The 15,454-nt window shown below is 65.8% G+C and carries 15 protein-coding genes; 12 read left to right on the top strand and 3 right to left on the bottom strand.

Features of this window, described 5'->3' with window-relative positions:
* Positions 1-98: 98 nt before the first annotated feature.
* Complete coding sequence (locus tag GXN78_RS36485) at positions 99-1,028, top strand: LysR substrate-binding domain-containing protein (protein ID WP_106556225.1); 930 nt, start codon at positions 99-101, stop codon at positions 1,026-1,028.
* 35 nt (positions 1,029-1,063) lie between these two features.
* Here GXN78_RS36485 and GXN78_RS36480 read toward each other — a convergent pair whose 3' ends face one another.
* A complete protein-coding gene (locus tag GXN78_RS36480; protein WP_164256263.1) occupies positions 1,064-2,764 on the bottom strand; it encodes a tannase/feruloyl esterase family alpha/beta hydrolase in 1,701 nt (566 codons plus the stop codon).
* A gap of 279 nt (positions 2,765-3,043) precedes the next feature.
* Between GXN78_RS36480 and GXN78_RS36475 the strand changes: the two genes are divergently transcribed.
* A complete protein-coding gene (locus tag GXN78_RS36475) occupies positions 3,044-3,940 on the top strand; it encodes an amino acid ABC transporter substrate-binding protein (protein WP_106556223.1) in 897 nt (298 codons plus the stop codon).
* Between the two features lie 32 nt (positions 3,941-3,972).
* On the opposite strand, the gene GXN78_RS36470 is transcribed toward GXN78_RS36475, so the two are convergent.
* Entirely contained in the window at positions 3,973-4,905 is a 933-nt protein-coding gene (locus GXN78_RS36470) for a LysR substrate-binding domain-containing protein (protein WP_106556222.1), read from the bottom strand.
* Between the two features lie 106 nt (positions 4,906-5,011).
* Here GXN78_RS36470 and GXN78_RS36465 point away from each other — a divergent pair, with 106 nt between their 5' ends.
* From GXN78_RS36465 to GXN78_RS36420, 10 genes are all read left to right on the top strand, one after another.
* Complete coding sequence (locus GXN78_RS36465) at positions 5,012-5,548, top strand: thiamine pyrophosphate-binding protein (RefSeq protein ID WP_106556221.1); 537 nt, start codon at positions 5,012-5,014, stop codon at positions 5,546-5,548.
* Positions 5,548-6,144: a thiamine pyrophosphate-dependent enzyme gene (locus GXN78_RS36460; RefSeq protein ID WP_106556220.1), complete on the top strand. Its 597-nt coding sequence runs from the start codon at positions 5,548-5,550 to the stop codon at positions 6,142-6,144. The genes GXN78_RS36465 and GXN78_RS36460 overlap by 1 nt, the downstream gene beginning before the upstream one ends.
* A gap of 35 nt (positions 6,145-6,179) precedes the next feature.
* Positions 6,180-7,658, top strand: coding sequence for an aldehyde dehydrogenase (locus tag GXN78_RS36455; RefSeq protein WP_106556219.1), 1,479 nt, complete (start codon positions 6,180-6,182; stop codon positions 7,656-7,658).
* Positions 7,659-7,687: 29 nt separating this feature from the next.
* The gene (locus GXN78_RS36450; protein WP_164256261.1) at positions 7,688-8,686 is read left to right on the top strand and encodes a tripartite tricarboxylate transporter substrate binding protein; all 999 of its coding nucleotides are present in this window, start codon (positions 7,688-7,690) and stop codon (positions 8,684-8,686) included.
* Between the two features lie 29 nt (positions 8,687-8,715).
* Positions 8,716-10,155: an FAD-binding oxidoreductase gene (locus tag GXN78_RS36445; protein WP_239143123.1), complete on the top strand. Its 1,440-nt coding sequence runs from the start codon at positions 8,716-8,718 to the stop codon at positions 10,153-10,155.
* Positions 10,156-10,221: 66 nt separating this feature from the next.
* Complete coding sequence (locus tag GXN78_RS36440; protein ID WP_239143122.1) at positions 10,222-11,169, top strand: amino acid ABC transporter substrate-binding protein; 948 nt, start codon at positions 10,222-10,224, stop codon at positions 11,167-11,169.
* A gap of 36 nt (positions 11,170-11,205) precedes the next feature.
* Positions 11,206-11,877: an RraA family protein gene (locus GXN78_RS36435; RefSeq protein WP_106556218.1), complete on the top strand. Its 672-nt coding sequence runs from the start codon at positions 11,206-11,208 to the stop codon at positions 11,875-11,877.
* The gene (locus GXN78_RS36430; protein WP_106556217.1) at positions 11,874-12,536 is read left to right on the top strand and encodes a diguanylate cyclase; all 663 of its coding nucleotides are present in this window, start codon (positions 11,874-11,876) and stop codon (positions 12,534-12,536) included. Before GXN78_RS36435 ends, GXN78_RS36430 begins: the two co-directional genes overlap by 4 nt.
* On the top strand, positions 12,536-13,777 hold the full coding sequence (locus GXN78_RS36425; protein ID WP_106556216.1) for a pyridoxal phosphate-dependent aminotransferase: 1,242 nt from the start codon (positions 12,536-12,538) through the stop codon (positions 13,775-13,777). Before GXN78_RS36430 ends, GXN78_RS36425 begins: the two co-directional genes overlap by 1 nt.
* A gap of 40 nt (positions 13,778-13,817) precedes the next feature.
* Complete coding sequence (locus GXN78_RS36420) at positions 13,818-14,465, top strand: 4-carboxy-4-hydroxy-2-oxoadipate aldolase/oxaloacetate decarboxylase (protein ID WP_106556215.1); 648 nt, start codon at positions 13,818-13,820, stop codon at positions 14,463-14,465.
* Here the strand turns inward: GXN78_RS36420 and GXN78_RS36415 are convergent.
* Positions 14,410-15,399 (bottom strand): LysR family transcriptional regulator, encoded by a 990-nt coding sequence (locus GXN78_RS36415; protein WP_106556214.1) that lies wholly within the window; start codon positions 15,397-15,399, stop codon positions 14,410-14,412. The two genes, GXN78_RS36420 and GXN78_RS36415, sit on opposite strands and share 56 nt — an antisense overlap.
* Between the last annotated feature and the right edge of the window lie 55 nt (positions 15,400-15,454).

Here is a 15,454-nt window from a genome sequence, read left to right as displayed (position 1 = left end):
GGTGGGTAGAAGGTCTCGCTACTGTAGGGACTCGACGGACCACCAGCTCGGCGCTAGAGTGAATCCATTGTTAACCTGGATTCAACACTGGAGCTGCCATGACTTCTGCCATCGTGCCCGCGGACCTTGGCTTCTTTTCCACCCTGGCGAGCGCCGCAAGCCTGAGCGCTGCGGCGCGTGAGCTCGGCGTCACCACGCCCGCGGTGAGCAAGCACCTGGCGCTGATGGAATCGCGGATCGGGGTGTTGCTGGTGAACCGGTCGACGCGGCGCATGAGCCTGACGCCCGAGGGCGAGCTCTACCTCGAGCACGCGCGCCGGATCCTCGGCGAGATCGACGGGATGGAGGAGCTTCTCGGCGTTTCCAAGGCGATTCCCAAGGGCCTCCTGCGCGTCAACGCCACGCTGGGCTTCGGGCGCAGCCACGTGGCGCCGCTGATCTCGAAGTTTGTCCGCAAGTACCGGGAAGTCGAGGTCCAATTGCAGCTGTCGGTCAACCCGCCGCCGCCGACCGAGGACCTCTTCGATGTCTGCGTGCGCTTCGGCGCACCGCCGGACAGCCGGGTGATCGCCAGGCGCATCGCGGCCAATCGCCGCCTGCTGTGCGCGGCGCCGGCCTATCTCGCGAAGCACGGCATCCCGAAGGTGCCGAACGATCTGACGAAGCACAACTGCATCGGCATCCGCCAGGGCGAGGAAGCCTACGGCGTATGGCGCCTGGCGAGCGGCAGGGGCCGCAACGTCAGCACCGAAGCCGTCAAGACGCGAGGAAACCTCACCACCAACGACGGCGAGATCGCGGTCAACTGGGCGCTCGAAGGGCACGGCGTCCTGATGCGGGCCGAGTGGGACATCGAGCGCTACCTCGGCAACGGCCGGCTGGTGCAGGTGCTGCCGCAGTACTACACGCCGGACGCCGACATCTACGCGGTGTATCCGCAGCGCCACCAGCTGGCGGCGCGGGTCCGGGCCTTTGTCGATTTCCTGACGCTTTCTTTCACGCAGCAGGCGGCTGCTGCAAAGGCGTAAGCCAGTGGAGATGCATTGCTCAATGAACTCCCCGCCTACGGTTGCGAGTCGCGACACGCATAGCTCGATGCCAGCGATTTGTCACCGCCCATGTAGTGCGGATACCCCGGATAGCGGCACATGGGCCGGGAGCCCTGGGCGGCAAATGGCGGAAGGCCGGCTTTGCTCGTCTGCACGATCGCGTCGGCCGGCGGCGTTTGGGTGGTGACCCAGCGATCCAGCGGGTCGAGCAAGTCCGCCATCGTCGGCACCGCCCCCTTGTCCGTCACCGAGCGTGCATTGCCTGAGTGCGTGGAAGACGGCGATACGTACAGACGAGTCGAGCGGTCCACAGCCGCCTGGCCCAACCGGGCCACCATCGCCTTGTAGTACTCGATGCCCATCAACGGGCTCTGGGCCCGGTCGGCCGCGTTCTCTCGAATGATCAGCTTGCCGCCGCGCGCGAAGAAGGCCGACAGATCCGGATTCGTGGAGTCGATCAGCGCGGAGGTCTGTTGCACCCGCGTGGCGAAGGACTCCGGGCGATAGCTGCGCACGTCGAAGTTGGCGTCGCGAGTGATCGCGTAGCGGACCCAGTTGCTGCCGTAGAGCCACTGCGTGGCCGCGGTCGAAGCGTTCGGCGGCACGGTCGGCGCGGCGCTGCCGCTCACCCATCGAACCAGGTTCATTGCTGCAGCGCCGTCCGGGCTGTCCTCGTGGCCGTAGAGCCACTGCGGGTAGGTGGTGATGCCGTTGGCCAGCGGGAAGGAGAAGGTGTAGGGCGAATGAATGCCGCGCATCAGCGAGAGCTCGGCATCCGACAGGCAATGCGCTCCCGCATCGGTGCCGCCTGGGCAGCGCAGCGGCTGCAGGTTCACGCGCCCCTGGCACGCCAGGTAGTTGTTGACGACACCATCGGCAAGCCCGTCGAGGGCATCGCAGGCATCGGACGTGGCCTTCGCGATCAGCGGCGTTTTCGCGGCGTCCAGCCAATCGCCGAACTGGGGCACCTCGTTGCGCACGAAGGCGTGGAACAGGCCAGTCCAGTTGATCACCGGCACCACGCTGACGATGCCGTCGTAGTCGGCCGGGAAGCGCTGGGCCATGGTCAGGCCTTCGCGGCCGCCTTCGGAGCCGCCGAAGTAGTAGAGCTGGCGAGGCGCCTGGCCGTAGACCCCCCGCATGAGATCCACCGCCACGTCCCTGACCTTTTTGTACGAGGCGTAGGCGAAGTTCTCCAGCATCTCGTCGTTGAGCGCGAATGCGCCCGGCTCGCTCGCCGGGGACGTGGACGCCTGGTGGCCCGAGTCGGTGCCGAAAGTGGCATAGCCGCGCGTGATGGGCAGCGGATCGCCGGGCGCCGCATCCCGCAAGGGCGCGAGCCCGCTGACCAGCACGCCATTGAACCCGCCGCCGCCGTACTGCAGGGCCTTGCCGTTCCATCGGGTCGGCAGGTTGAGCTGGAAATTGATCGGCTGCGCCTTCGGATCGCGCGGGGCCACGCTGCCCAGCACCTTGCAGTATTCCGGGATCGCCGGCGTGAGCGTGTTGCCGGTGACGGACTCCGGCGCTGCCGTCACGAGCACCGCCGAAAGCACGGTGGCAGGGCCGCTGGGCAGGCCGATGGAGGAGGTGGAGATCGACTTGCCGGCAAGCGCCGAGCATCTGCCCCCAAAATGCTCGACGGACGGTGTGTGGCTGCAACCCGCGAGAGCCAGGCTGATGGCGACCGCAGGGAAGAGGCTCAAGATCTTCATGTGCATTGAAGAAGCTCCGATTTCGGCAGAGAAGGGGCGTCGAACTGAGCAGGGCTCGGAGTGAATCCTTGCCGCTGGACAATTGGGAAGGATACGCGGGCCGGGCCTTCACCGGAGCTACGGCATCGACTGATCGCCGTGCCCCAGGACGGCATGACGATGCCGATCCGTGATGGAGCCATCAGCAATGACTATTTCATGGCTTCCACAATCACATCTCAGAATGTCGGCCGCAGGGCATTGGCCCCGCCGCAGGTCAACCCCCTTCTGAAAGCTGTCATGAAACTTCTCGAGACCATCACCGTCGCTGCCATCGTGGGACTGCAGGCATTGGGCGCGGCGCACGCCCAGCCCAAAGACACCTTGCAGAAGATCAAGGACACAGGCGTCATCAGTCTCGGCGGACGAGACGCATCGTTTCCGTTCTCGTACAAGCTGAGTTCGGACGACACCCCGATTGGCTTCTCTGCCGATCTCTGCATGAAGGTGGTCGACGCGGTGAAGGCCAAGCTGGGCATGCCGAACCTGAAGGTGAACTACACCATCGTCACGCCGGCCAACCGCATCTCACTGGTGCAGAACGGCACCGTGGACCTCGAGTGCAGCACGACGACGAACACCGTCGCCCGGGCACAGCAGGTGGAGTTCGCGCCAGCGCACTTCGTGGCCAGCGTGGCTGCCGCCGTCAAGAAGAGCTCCGGCATCAACAGCATGGCGCAGCTCGAAGGCAAGACGGTGGCCACCGTCACGGGGAGCACATCGATCCAGCTGCTTCGGGCTTTCCGCAAGAACGAGAAGCTGGAGATCAACGAGATCTCGGGGAAGGACACGGCGGATGCGTTCCTGCTCCTTTCCTCCGACCGCGCAGCGGCCATGATCGTGGAAGACGTGCAGCTCGCCGGCCTGATCGCCCGAACGAACAATCCGGGCGAGTACAGGATTCTTGAAGAGCGTCTGCGAGAAGAGCCCTATGGGTTCATGTATCGCAAGGATGATCCGCAGTTCAAGGCGATGGTCGATGGCACGCTCACGTCGCTCATGAAGAACGGCGAGATCAATGAGCTGTATGCGAAGTGGTTCACCCGCCCCGTGCCACCGACCGGAGCGAACATCAACCTTCCGATGCCGAGTGCCATCAAGGAAACCTACAGAAATCCGAACAACCGAGGCGTTTGAGAAGGCAGCGAGCGACCCTGAGCACCTGACCCTCAAGCCCCCAGCCAGCGCCCCTCCGGCCAGGCGCCGGATTCGACGGCCCCACGTGCCTCCTTGACCAGCAGTTCGACTGCGCAGCGGACATGGCGGCCCGAAGGGCGATTGGCAGGCATGGCCAGCACGATGGTCCGCGCCACCGGCGGATCGGTCAAGGGCGCTCCCGACAGCTTGCGGGCCTGCAGGTCTTCCGCTACCGCGATGGGCGGCAGGATGGTGAGGCCGTGCCCAGCCAGCACCAGGCGGCGCTGCACGCTGAGTGCGTTGGTCTCCGCGGAGATGTCCAGCGTCACGTTGCTGACGGCACACGCATGCTCCACGAGCGTGCGGATGCCGTGAGGCGCGCTCGGCAACACCAGCTTGTGCCCGGCCAGATTGGCCAGCGGCACTGGCTTGTCGCCGCGCAGGCCCGCCTGCTTCGGGCCGATCACCCAGAGCGGCTCCTCGATCAACGGGGTGGTCTGCACTTCGGCGGAACGCTCGGCGCCGTAGATCAGCGCGGCATCCACTTCTCCCGACACGAGCCAACGCATCAGCGTGCCCGCGTAGCCCATGGCGATGCGGATGCGGATGCCTGGGTACTCGCGCGCCAGTGAGGCGACCAAGGGGCCTGACAGGGTGTCGATGGTGCTGGGCAGCAGCCCGAGAGTGACAAGCCCCGCCACGCCGCCGCCGGTGCCGGCGATCTCCACGCGCGCCCGATCGAGTTCCAGCATGGCGCGGCGCGCGTAGCCCAGGAGCGCGTGCCCCGCGTCGGTGAGCGCCATGCCGTGTCGTTCGCGATCGAACAGCGCCGCGCCGACGTCTTCTTCCAGCAGGCGCAACTGGCGCGACACGGCCGGCTGCACCAGGTGCAACACCTCGGACGCGCGCGTCACGCTCCCGGTTTCTGCGACGGTCAGGAAGGCGCGAAGGTGCTTGAGGTCCATGGGAGGAATAGCAGATGCTGATGGATGTATGCCAACAAACGATTTCACAAACGATAGCATCAAATTCTATGATTCCTGACCGATCCACTCCAGGTCTTCATCCAGCATGAATCACACCCCCGCACCGGCGCCTGCATGGCAGCAGGCCGTCTTCAAGGTCCTCAAGGAGGGCGGCGTCGATCAGATCGCCTATGTGCCGGACGCCGGCCATTCGCACGTCATTCGCAGTGCCATCGCCGACCCCGATATTCAGGACGTCGTCCTGACGACGGAGGAGGAAGGCGTGGCCGTTTGCAGCGGCGCATGGCTTGGCGGCCATCGCGCAGTGCTGCTGATGCAAAGCAGCGGCGTGGGCAACTGCGTGAACATGTTCTCGCTGTTGCAGGCCGCCGATTTTCCCTTCTTCACGCTGGTGACCATGCGCGGCGAGTACGCCGAGTTCAATCCGTGGCAGGGGCCGATGGGCAAGGCGACACAGGCGGCGCTGGAGCTGATGGGCATCCACGTGCTCCGTGCTTCGAAGTCCGAGGAAGTGGAGGAGATCGTCAGTGCCGGCTTCGATGCCGCATTCGAGGCCGGCGAAAAGGTCGCCGTGCTGTTGGGTCAGGAACTGATCGGCCGCAAGAAGTGGGAGCGCAAGTGATGAGCCACGACGCATTGAACAAGCGCGCGGATCGCCGCGAATTCGTAGCCAAGCTTCTGGCGGCAACGCCTGACGCCCTGGTGGTCACGGGCCTGGGCTCGCCGTCGTACGACGTGTTCGCCGCCGGCGATCGGGACAAGAACTACTACCTGTGGGGGGCCATGGGGGGCGCCACATCGCTGGGCCTGGGCTTGGCCTTGGCGCAACCCGACAAGTCGGTGGTGGTTGTCACGGGCGACGGCGAGCAGCTCATGGGCATCGGGAGCCTGGGATCGATCGCGGTGAAGCAACCCAAGAACCTCACGATCATCGTGCTGGACAACGGGCATTTCGGCGAGACGGGCATGCAGCGCAGTCACTCCAGTCTCGGAGCGGACCTGGTCGGTATCGCCAAGGGTTTCGGCATCCCCGACGCCATCTCGACCCGCAGCGTCGACCTCGTCGGCGAGATTGCGCAGGGCATCAACGCTCGCCGCGGATTGGCCTTCGTGCAGGTCTTCATCGAAGCCGATGAGCCGCCGCGCGCGCTGCCGCCGCGCGATGGTCCCTTCATCAAGAACCGGTTCCGCGCCGCGCTGGGCCTCAAGCCGTTCTGACGACCCGCCATCGCGCCTCCAACGAAAGAGACGGCATGAAACGCTACCAACTGCGCATCGGCGGCCAAGCCTGCGAGCCTTGTGGCGGACAGTGGTTCGACACCCAGAACCCTTACACCGGCGAAAGCTGGGCGCAAATTCCGCGCGGCGATGCGAGCGACGTGGATGCCGCCGTGCAGGCCGCCCACAAGGCGCTGACGCAAGGCCCCTGGGCCGAACTGACGGCAACCCAGCGCGGCGCCCTGATGCGCAAGCTCGCCGACCTGATCGCTCGCGATGCCGTCAAGCTCGCCACGACCGAGGTTCGCGACAACGGCAAGTTGCTGGCCGAGATGCAGGGGCAGCTCAACTACATCCCGCAGTGGTTCCACTACTACGGCGGCCTGGCAGACAAGGTGCAGGGCAGCACGCTGCCGCTCGACAAGAAGGGGTACTTCGCGTTCACCCGCCATGAGCCGGTCGGTGTGGTGGCAGCCATCACGCCCTGGAATTCGCCGCTGATGCTGCTGAGCTGGAAGATCGCGCCCGCGCTGGCCGCGGGCTGCACCGTGGTGGTGAAGCCCTCGGAGTTCACTTCGGCCTCCACGCTGGAGCTGGCGGAGTTGTTCGACGAAGCAGGTTTCCCGTCGGGCGTGTTCAACGTGGTCACGGGCTTCGGTGCCGAGGTGGGCACGCCGCTGGTCGAGCATCCGCTGGTGAGCAAGATCAGCTTCACCGGCTCGGACAGCACGGGTCGCCTGATCAACGAGAAGGCGGGGCGCCACCTCAAGCACGCGGCCATGGAGCTGGGCGGCAAGTCGCCCAACGTGGTGTTCGAGGATGCAGACCTGGAACAGGCGGCTTTTGGCGCCATCTCGGGCATCTTTGCCGCGACGGGCCAGACCTGCATTGCGGGTTCGCGCCTGCTGGTGCAGGACAGCATCCACGACGCCTTCGTCGAGCGCCTGCTCGCGGTGGCTCGCACGGCCCGCATGGGCGATCCGATGGATGCAGACACCCAGGTGGGCCCTGTGACGACGCCACCTCAGTACCAGAAGGTGCTGGAGTACATCGACATCGCCCGCAGCGAAGGCGCGACAGCCGTGCTGGGCGGAGGGAAGGGGACTGCGCCGGAGTGCGGCAAGGGCTGGTTCGTGCAGCCCACGATCTTCACCGGCGTGCGCAACGACATGCGCATCGCGCAGGAAGAGGTGTTCGGCCCCGTGTTGTCGATCATCCGCTTCAAGGACGAAGCCGACGCGCTGCGCATCGCCAATGACGTGCGCTTCGGCCTGGCGGCGGCTGTCTGGACGCAGGACATCGGGCGCGCCATCCGCATGTCCGAGAAGCTGCAGGCCGGCACCGTGTGGGTCAACACCTACCGCGCCGTGAGCTTCATGGCGCCGTTCGGTGGCTACAAGGATTCCGGTCTGGGCCGCGAGAACGGCATCGACGCGATCCGCGAGTACCTGCAGACCAAATGCGTCTGGATCAACAGCGGCGCGGTCACGGGCAACCCGTTCGTGATGCGTTGACACATTCGAATCAAAACGGAGACAAGAGCATGAGTCCATCGACGCTGTCCCGGCGCGACCTGATGAAGTGGGGCGCTGCTGCTGCCACGCTGGGCACGCCCCTTCCATATGCTTTCGCGCAGTCGGCCTTGCCGAAGGGACCGATCACGCTGGTGGTTCCCTTTTCGGCCGGAGGCGCCACCGATGTCGTTTCCCGCCTGGTCGCCCAGAAGCTGTCGGAGCGCATCGCGCACAGCGTGGTCGTGGAGAACGTCGCCGGCGGCGGGGGCGCCATCGGCGCCGCCAAGGTGGCGAAGGCCGCCGCCGATGGCAGCACGCTGCTGATGGGCACGGTTGCGACGCACGCGATCAATCCGTTGTCGACACCGCCGTCCCCCTACGATGCCCAGCGCGACTTCACGCCCGTCTCGCTCGTCGCGACCGTGCCCAACGTCCTGTTGGTCAGCTCCTCCGTGAAGGCACAGAACGTGCGGGAGCTCATTGCCCTGATCAAGGCACAGCCGGGCAAGTTCAACTACGGCTCGTCCGGCGTGGGCACACCGCCGCACCTGTCGGGGGAGTTGTTCAAGTCCATGGCCGGTGTAGACATCGGCCACGTTCCCTACAAGGGCGGCGGCCCGGCCATGACCGACCTGGTCGGTGGCCACATTCCGATCCTGTTCGACGTTCTCACCGGCGCGGCATCGCACATCCGGGCCGGCGCGGTGCGTGCGCTGGCGGTGACGACCAGCAAGCGCTCGCCGTCGTTCCCGGACATCCCGACCCTTGCCGAGGCCGGTCTTCCCGGCTATGAAACCTACACATGGAACGCCGTCTTCGGGCCCGCGAAGCTGCCGCGCCCGCTGGTCGATCTGTTGAGCCGTGAGCTGCAGGCCGTGGTGGCGCAGCCGGAAGTTCAGGCGAAGCTGAAGGACCTCAGTGCGACGCCGGTGGGATCGACGCCCGAAGTGCTGGATGCGCTGGTCAAGTCCGAGCTCGACAAGTGGGGCGCGGTCATCAAGTCCATCGGCGGTCTCAAGAGGGAATAAGCCGTGCTTGCCGCCACGCAGGAAAAAGCATGATGCTCAAGACCGCCGCTTTGCTTGAGCAGCTCGCCAAGGTCGTCGGCCGGGCGCGCGTGCTGACCGATCCAGGCGACACGCAACCGTATCAGCAGGACTGGCGCGGCCGGTACCAGGGCGCGGCACTCGCCGTCCTGATGCCCGGCAGCACGAACGAGGTGGCCGAACTCGTGAAGGCGTGCGCCAGCCTCGGCGTGGCGATCGTCCCGCAAGGCGGCAACACCGGGCTCACGGGCGGCGCCGTCGCGGGCGCCGACCGGCCGGCCGTGATCCTCAACCTGTCGCGGCTGAACCGGATCCGGGAGATCGATGCCGGCAACAACTCGCTGACGGCCGAGGCCGGCTGCATCCTGGCCCATGTGCGGGAAGCCGCCGAGGAGCGCCAGCGCCAGTTCCCGCTGCTGCTGGGCAGCGTCGGCAGCTGCGAGATCGGCGGCCTGGTGTCGACCAATGCCGGCGGCACCGGTGTCCTGCGCTACGGCAACATGCGCGAGCTGGTGCTCGGTCTCGAGGTGGTCCTGCCCGATGGCCGCGTGTGGGACGGCCTGCGGGCGCTGCGCAAGGACAACTCCGGCTACGACCTGAAGCAGCTGTTCGTCGGTGCCGAGGGCACGCTGGGCGTGGTGACGGCCGCCGTGCTGAAGCTCTTTCCCCGGCTCAACGTCTCCGCCACGGCCATGGTCGGGCTGACTGGCGTCCAGCGGGCGGTCGATCTCCTGCGCTTCATGCAGGAACAAGTCGGCAACCGGATCGAGGCCTTCGAGATCATGTCGCGCCGGCAGATCGAGATCGTGCTGGAACATGGCCACGGCCTTCAGTCGCCGATGGAACTGGACAGCCCGTGGTTCGTGCTGATGGAAATCGCAGACAGCTCGCCGCAGTGGGATGCCATTGCCGAGCTCGAGAAGACGCTCGAGGCGGCCTTCGAACGCGAGCTGGTGGCCAATGCGGTGGTCGCCACCGACGTGGCCAAGGGGAACCGAATCTGGGAGCTGCGGCACAACATCTCGGAGGCCAACAAGCGCGCAGGATTCACCGTCTCGAACGACACGTCGGTGCCGGTCTCGAAGCTCCCGCTTTTCATCGATCTCGTGACCGAGCGCATCGAGCAGCAGGTGGCGGGCGCCGCGGTGTGCCACGCGGGGCACATCGGCGACGGCAACATCCACGTCATCGCGGTGCTGTCACGCTCGATCTACGGCACGCCGGAGCAATGCGAGACGGCGGCAACGAAAGTCAATCTGATCGTGCACGAGGCGAGCGTGGAACTGGGCGGCAGCATCAGCGCCGAGCATGGCATCGGCAGGATGCACGTGGAGCGCCTGGAGCGATTCAAGCCGGCCATCGACCTGCAGATGATGCGGATGGTGAAGTCGGCCTTCGACCCATCGAACCTGATGAACCCTGGAAAGATCCTAAGGGCCACCGGACTGTAGCCATAGGTTGATCGTATCGATGGGTTCCGAAATTCGGAATTTACAGATCAATGGCACGGAGCCAAAGTGAAGGTCCCGGCTCCCCAGCCCCTCTCTTCCTGCCATCCCATGACCTCACATTCCCTGCTTGATTGCCTGGCGGCGCTGGTCATCGCCACGCTACCGTGCTTGGCCAGTGCGCAGACTCTCGACAAGGTCAAGTCCTCGGGCTCGATCACGCTGGGCGTGCGCGACGCGTCGGTTCCCCTCTCCTATATGCCCGACGGCGCACAGCCCATCGGCTTTCACGTCGACATCTGCCAACGTATCGTTGGCGCCGTCCAGAAGCAACTCAAGATCCCGAAGATCACCGTGCAGTACCAAACGGTCACTTCGCAGAATCGAATCCCTTTGGTTCAAAACGGCACGGTCGACCTGCAGTGCGGGTCGACGACCAACAACGCCGTCCGGCAACGCGATGTGGCCTTCGCGCTGACCACGTATGTCGAGGAGGTTCGGATGGCGGTGCGAAAGTCATCGAGCATTCGATCCGTCAAGGATCTCGCGGGCAAGACCGTTGTGACGACCACCGGCACAACGTCCGTGCAGCACTTGCGCCGGAATGTCAGGGCAACAGGACTGGACATCAAGGACGTCCAGGCCAAGGATCATTCGGAGAGCTTTCTACTGCTCGAGCAGGGGCGCGCCGACGCATGGGTGATCGATGCAGGACTGCTGAGCGCAACGATCGCGAACGCCAAGCATCCCGCCGACTTCGCAGTCGTGGGTGAGGTACTCAACACCGAGCCCATCGCGATCATGATGCGAAAGGACGACCCTGCCTTCAAGGCCATCGCGGACTCGACCATCCGCGAAATGGTTCGCTCCGGGGAAATGAAATCGCTGTGGGAAAAATGGTTCCAGGCTCCTATCCCACCCAAGGGAGTGCGGCTCGACATGTCTGCGCCCGAGGGCCTGCAACGCCTCTGGGCCGAGCCCAACGATCTCCCGATGGAGAGCTTCGCGACCAAGTGAACTTCCATTGAAACAGCAACCCTCCACTCCACGGATATGACCCAACCCAACGCCATCCTCGAGCGCCTTGCCGCGCTCGATACCAACACCGTCTCCGACGCGCTCGACTACCTGGGCCTCAAAGGCGCGACCTACGGGCTGCGGCCCCTTTGGAACTGCCCAAAAGTCGTGGGCAGAGCCAGCACGATCCAGGTGGGTCCCAAGACCGACAGCCGACCTACCGTTCATCTCATCACACCCGTGATCGAAGAGGTCACCACCGACGATCGCATCCTGGTGATTGCCGGCGGTCCCGAAGGCATCTCGTGCTGGGGCGACATCATCGCCAACGCAGCGCGCGTGAAGAAGATTCGCGGCACGGTGATCGACGGCATGAGCCGTGACATCGAGGGCAGCGAGTCGATCGGCTACCCGGTCTACGGTCGTGGCATCACCATGATCAGTGCCCGCAATCGCATCGTTCAGGTGACTTCGGGCCAACCCGTCCAGATGGCCGGCGTGACGGTGAACCAGGACGACTACGTGATCGCCGACCGCTGCGGCACCGTGTTCGTGCCGGCCGCGCGCATCGAGGAAGTCCTGGACCTGGGCGAGCGCATCGCGCGCCGCCAGGACGGCATGGTGCAGGCGGTTCGCGGCGGCCGCTCGGTTGCCGAGGTCATGCACGACAAGGAATTCGAAGCCATCAACCAAGGAAGCACGAAATGAACGCGCAAGACAAGGAACTCGTCGAGCTTTTCAAAGGCCTCGACACCCCCGGCGTCTCCGACGCGATGGACAAGCTGGGGCTGCCGGGCCAATGCCTGGGCATCGCTCCGCTGGACAACTACAAGCAGGTCATCGTCGGGCCCGCCTTCACGGTCAAGTACGTGTCGGCCGCCACGCCCCCCGGCACGGTCGGCGACTTCATCGACGACGTGGCCGAGGGCGATGTGGTCGTGATCGACAACGGCGGGCGTACCGACTGCACCGTCTGGGGCGACATCATGACCCAGTACGCCGGCATCCGGAAGATAGGCGCCACCGTGATCGACGGCGTGTGCCGCGACGTTTCCAAGGCGCTGGGCGACGGCTATCCGCTGTTCACCAAGGGGTGCTTCATGCGCACCGGCAAGGACCGGGTCGAGGTCGAGTCCGTCAACACGCCGGTCTCGATCGGCACGGCCCGGGTGGTGGCGCGCGACATCGTCGTGGCGGATGCGGACGGCGTGGTGGTCGTTCCCCGCGCCCGGGCGCGCGACGTGGCGGAGCTGGCCCGCAAGATCGAAGGCGTCGAGTCCGAGATTCGCGCACAGATCGCGCAGGGCAAGACGCTGGGGCAGGCGCGCGAGGCCCTGGGCTACCACACGCTGCAGAGGAAAGGCTGATGAGCGCTGCAGCATCCGAAGCGAGGCGCCTCAACAGGCATCTCGAGAGCGCGCAGCCTTCCGCCACTTATCGGGTGATGGATCGCGTGGCGGCGCGCCGCACGACCGGCGCCAGCGTGATCTCACTGTCCGCCGGCGAGCCGGACTTCGACACGCCCGAGCACGTGCGCGAAGCGGGGATCGCCGCGATCCGCGCCGGCCACACGCGCTACACGCAGGTCGCGGGGCTGCGCGCCCTGCGCGAGGCCATCGCGACGAAGTACAGGCGCGAGAACGGACTGGACGTCGGGTGGCAGGACACGCTGGTGTGCAGCGGCGGCAAGCAGGTGATCTACAACGCCCTGGCGGCGACGCTCAACGAAGGCGACGAGGTCATCGTGCCGGCGCCCTACTGGGTGAGCTACCCGGAGATGGTTCAGCTCTGCGGCGGCAAGCCGGTGGTCGTGCGCTGCGAGAGCGAGACCGGGTTCAAGCTCACGCCCCAGCACCTCGCGGAAGCGATCACGCCGAGGACGCGGTGGGTGATCCTGAACTCACCCTCCAACCCGACGGGTGCGGTCTACACGCAGTCGGAACTGCAGGCGCTCGCCCATGTGCTGCTGGTCTATCCGCACGTGCTGGTCCTGTCAGACGACATCTACGAGCACCTGATCTTCGACGGTGCCGCCTTCCACACCATCGCGCAGGTGGAACCCCGGCTGCGGGAGCGAACCCTCACGATGAACGGCGTGTCCAAGGCCTATGCGATGACGGGCTGGCGCATCGGCTTCGGCACGGGCCCGAGGTGGCTGCTCGATGCCATGGAGAAGCTCCAGGGCCAGCAGACCTCGGGGGCCTGCACCATCTCGCAGCACGCGGCAATGGCTGCGCTCACCGGCCCGCGTGACTTCGTCGACAGCAGCCGCGCGGTCTTCCAGAAGCGGCGCGACATGATGGTGAGACTGCTCAACGACACACCGGGCCTGCGCTGCGAGCCGCCCGCCGGCGCCTTCTATGCCTTTGCTTCGTGCGAGGGCCTGATCGGCAAGACCACGCCTGCGGGCACGGTGCTGCAGACGGACGAGCACGTGGCGATGGCCCTGCTGGACGAGGCTGGTGTCGGTGTCGTGCATGGCAGCGCGTTCGGGCTGGGGCCGTACATCCGCATCGCCTACGCGCTGGACGACGCATCGCTGCGAAAGGCGTGCGAGGCGATCCGGGGATTCTGCCAATCGTTGGCGGGCGTCGAGGCGCCAGCTTAGTCCGCTCGCGCCCCTTGTTCAGAAATTGAGGAACTGCAACATGACAACAGCAGCGAACCAGCAACAAGTCGATCAACTGCGCGAGCTGGGCGCAGCCACCGTGTACGAAGCCCAGGGCGCCAAGGGCGCACTGGACAGCGGCATGAAGCCGATCGACCCGACGGTGCGGCTGGCCGGCCCGGCCTTCACCGTCGATTGCCGTCCGGCCGACAACCTCATGCTTCACCATGCGGTGCAGAAGGCGCGTCCCGGCGACGTGCTCGTGGTCGATGCCAAGGGCTTCCTGGAAGCGGGCCCCTGGGGCGACGTGCTGACGATCCAGGCCATGAAGGTCGGCATCGCCGGTCTCGTGATCAACGGGTGCGTGCGCGACGCCAACCTGATCATCGCCTTGGGCTTCCCGGTGTTCTGTCGCGGCCTGTCGATCAAGGGCACGGCCAAGAACCAGCCGGGCAAGGTCAACGTTCCCATCACCATCGGCGACGTGCTGATCCACCCCGGCGACATCGTCGTCGGCGACCGCGACGGCCTCGCGGTGGTGGCGCAGGAGGAGGTGGCGTCGGTCATCGCGGCCAGCCTGGCGCGCGAAGAGAAGGAAGCGAAGCAGCGCGAGGCGATCGCGCAGGGTGCCTTTACCTCGGAGCTTCTGGGCCTGACGGAAACGCTGCGCCGGCTTGGCCTGACTTGAGCGTGCTCGCCGAACCGGCTGGAGGCTGGTCGATGAAGAACTGCGCCGACTCGAGAACGGATCTCGCCAGGTCCACGACGAACCCGACGCCGGCAGCCTGCTTCTCGACCAGGTAGGACACGTAGTAGGCGATGGGGGGCAGGGGAGGGTCCGACTCGACCAGCTTGAGCGTGCCCTGCTTCAGGTGCTCGAGCACGACCGGCACCGGCAACGCTGCGAGCGCATGCCCGTCGCGCACGAGCGTCATGATCATCGCGAGCGTATTGCATGTGCTCAGCGGATGCAGGTCGGTGCCTGCCTGGCCGAGCCAATCCCTCGCCACGTAGTGGAGGATGGACGGTTGCGGGGTCGTCACCAGCGGCACGGAGGCTGCATCGCCCGGCGAGAAGGGCAGATGCATCAGCTCCACGGAGGCGCCCGCCACCCATGCGACCTGGACCCAGCCCAGCAGTTCGTCGGCCACGTGAGGGCGCGCGACGGGACTGGTCTGCAGGGCCAGGTCCAGTTCGCGCCGATTGAGTTTTTCATGCAGCACCTTGCTGCGCTCGATGCTCAGATCGACGCGCAGGGTGGGGTAGCGAATCTTCAACTGGCGCAGGATCTCGGACACGCCCACAGCGGCGGACGTCTCGTCCGCACCCATGCGCAGCACGCCATCGAGCGGAGGGACTTCGTGCTCGCCGCACTTCTCGAGTTCTCCGCCCAGCTTCAGCAGGCGCTGCGCGTGCTCGAGGACATCGCGGCCGGCAGGCGTCAGCTGCACGCCTTGCTGGCTTCTGCTGAGAAGCGCGATGCCGAGGATCTCCTCGAGCTCCTTCACGCGTGCCGTGATCGCGGGCTGGCTGACGAACAGGTGCTTGGCCGCCGCATTGACGGTGCCCAGCGTCGCCGCCCAGTAGAAGGCCTCCAGCTGCCGGAAGGTGATGCGCAACATCAAATTAGTTTATAGCCCGGGGTCCAGATTTGTGTCTTTTCACAGCGGCGAGCGA

The organism is Variovorax sp. WS11, assembly GCF_010499245.1.
In the GTDB taxonomy this organism is placed as follows: Bacteria; Pseudomonadota; Gammaproteobacteria; order Burkholderiales; family Burkholderiaceae_C; genus Variovorax.
Note: the sequence above shows the minus strand (reverse complement) of the source record. Positions and strands in the feature narration are given on the sequence as shown.

Coding starts and splice junctions, on each gene's coding strand:
- GXN78_RS36485 (WP_106556225.1), top strand. CDS start 99: ATGACTTCTGCCATCGTGCCCGCGGACCTTGGCTTCTTTTCCACCCTG.
- GXN78_RS36480 (WP_164256263.1), bottom strand. CDS start 2,764: ATGAAGATCTTGAGCCTCTTCCCTGCGGTCGCCATCAGCCTGGCTCTC.
- GXN78_RS36475 (WP_106556223.1), top strand. CDS start 3,044: ATGAAACTTCTCGAGACCATCACCGTCGCTGCCATCGTGGGACTGCAG.
- GXN78_RS36470 (WP_106556222.1), bottom strand. CDS start 4,905: ATGGACCTCAAGCACCTTCGCGCCTTCCTGACCGTCGCAGAAACCGGG.
- GXN78_RS36465 (WP_106556221.1), top strand. CDS start 5,012: ATGAATCACACCCCCGCACCGGCGCCTGCATGGCAGCAGGCCGTCTTC.
- GXN78_RS36460 (WP_106556220.1), top strand. CDS start 5,548: ATGAGCCACGACGCATTGAACAAGCGCGCGGATCGCCGCGAATTCGTA.
- GXN78_RS36455 (WP_106556219.1), top strand. CDS start 6,180: ATGAAACGCTACCAACTGCGCATCGGCGGCCAAGCCTGCGAGCCTTGT.
- GXN78_RS36450 (WP_164256261.1), top strand. CDS start 7,688: ATGAGTCCATCGACGCTGTCCCGGCGCGACCTGATGAAGTGGGGCGCT.
- GXN78_RS36445 (WP_239143123.1), top strand. CDS start 8,716: ATGATGCTCAAGACCGCCGCTTTGCTTGAGCAGCTCGCCAAGGTCGTC.
- GXN78_RS36435 (WP_106556218.1), top strand. CDS start 11,206: ATGACCCAACCCAACGCCATCCTCGAGCGCCTTGCCGCGCTCGATACC.
- GXN78_RS36430 (WP_106556217.1), top strand. CDS start 11,874: ATGAACGCGCAAGACAAGGAACTCGTCGAGCTTTTCAAAGGCCTCGAC.
- GXN78_RS36425 (WP_106556216.1), top strand. CDS start 12,536: ATGAGCGCTGCAGCATCCGAAGCGAGGCGCCTCAACAGGCATCTCGAG.
- GXN78_RS36420 (WP_106556215.1), top strand. CDS start 13,818: ATGACAACAGCAGCGAACCAGCAACAAGTCGATCAACTGCGCGAGCTG.
- GXN78_RS36415 (WP_106556214.1), bottom strand. CDS start 15,399: ATGTTGCGCATCACCTTCCGGCAGCTGGAGGCCTTCTACTGGGCGGCG.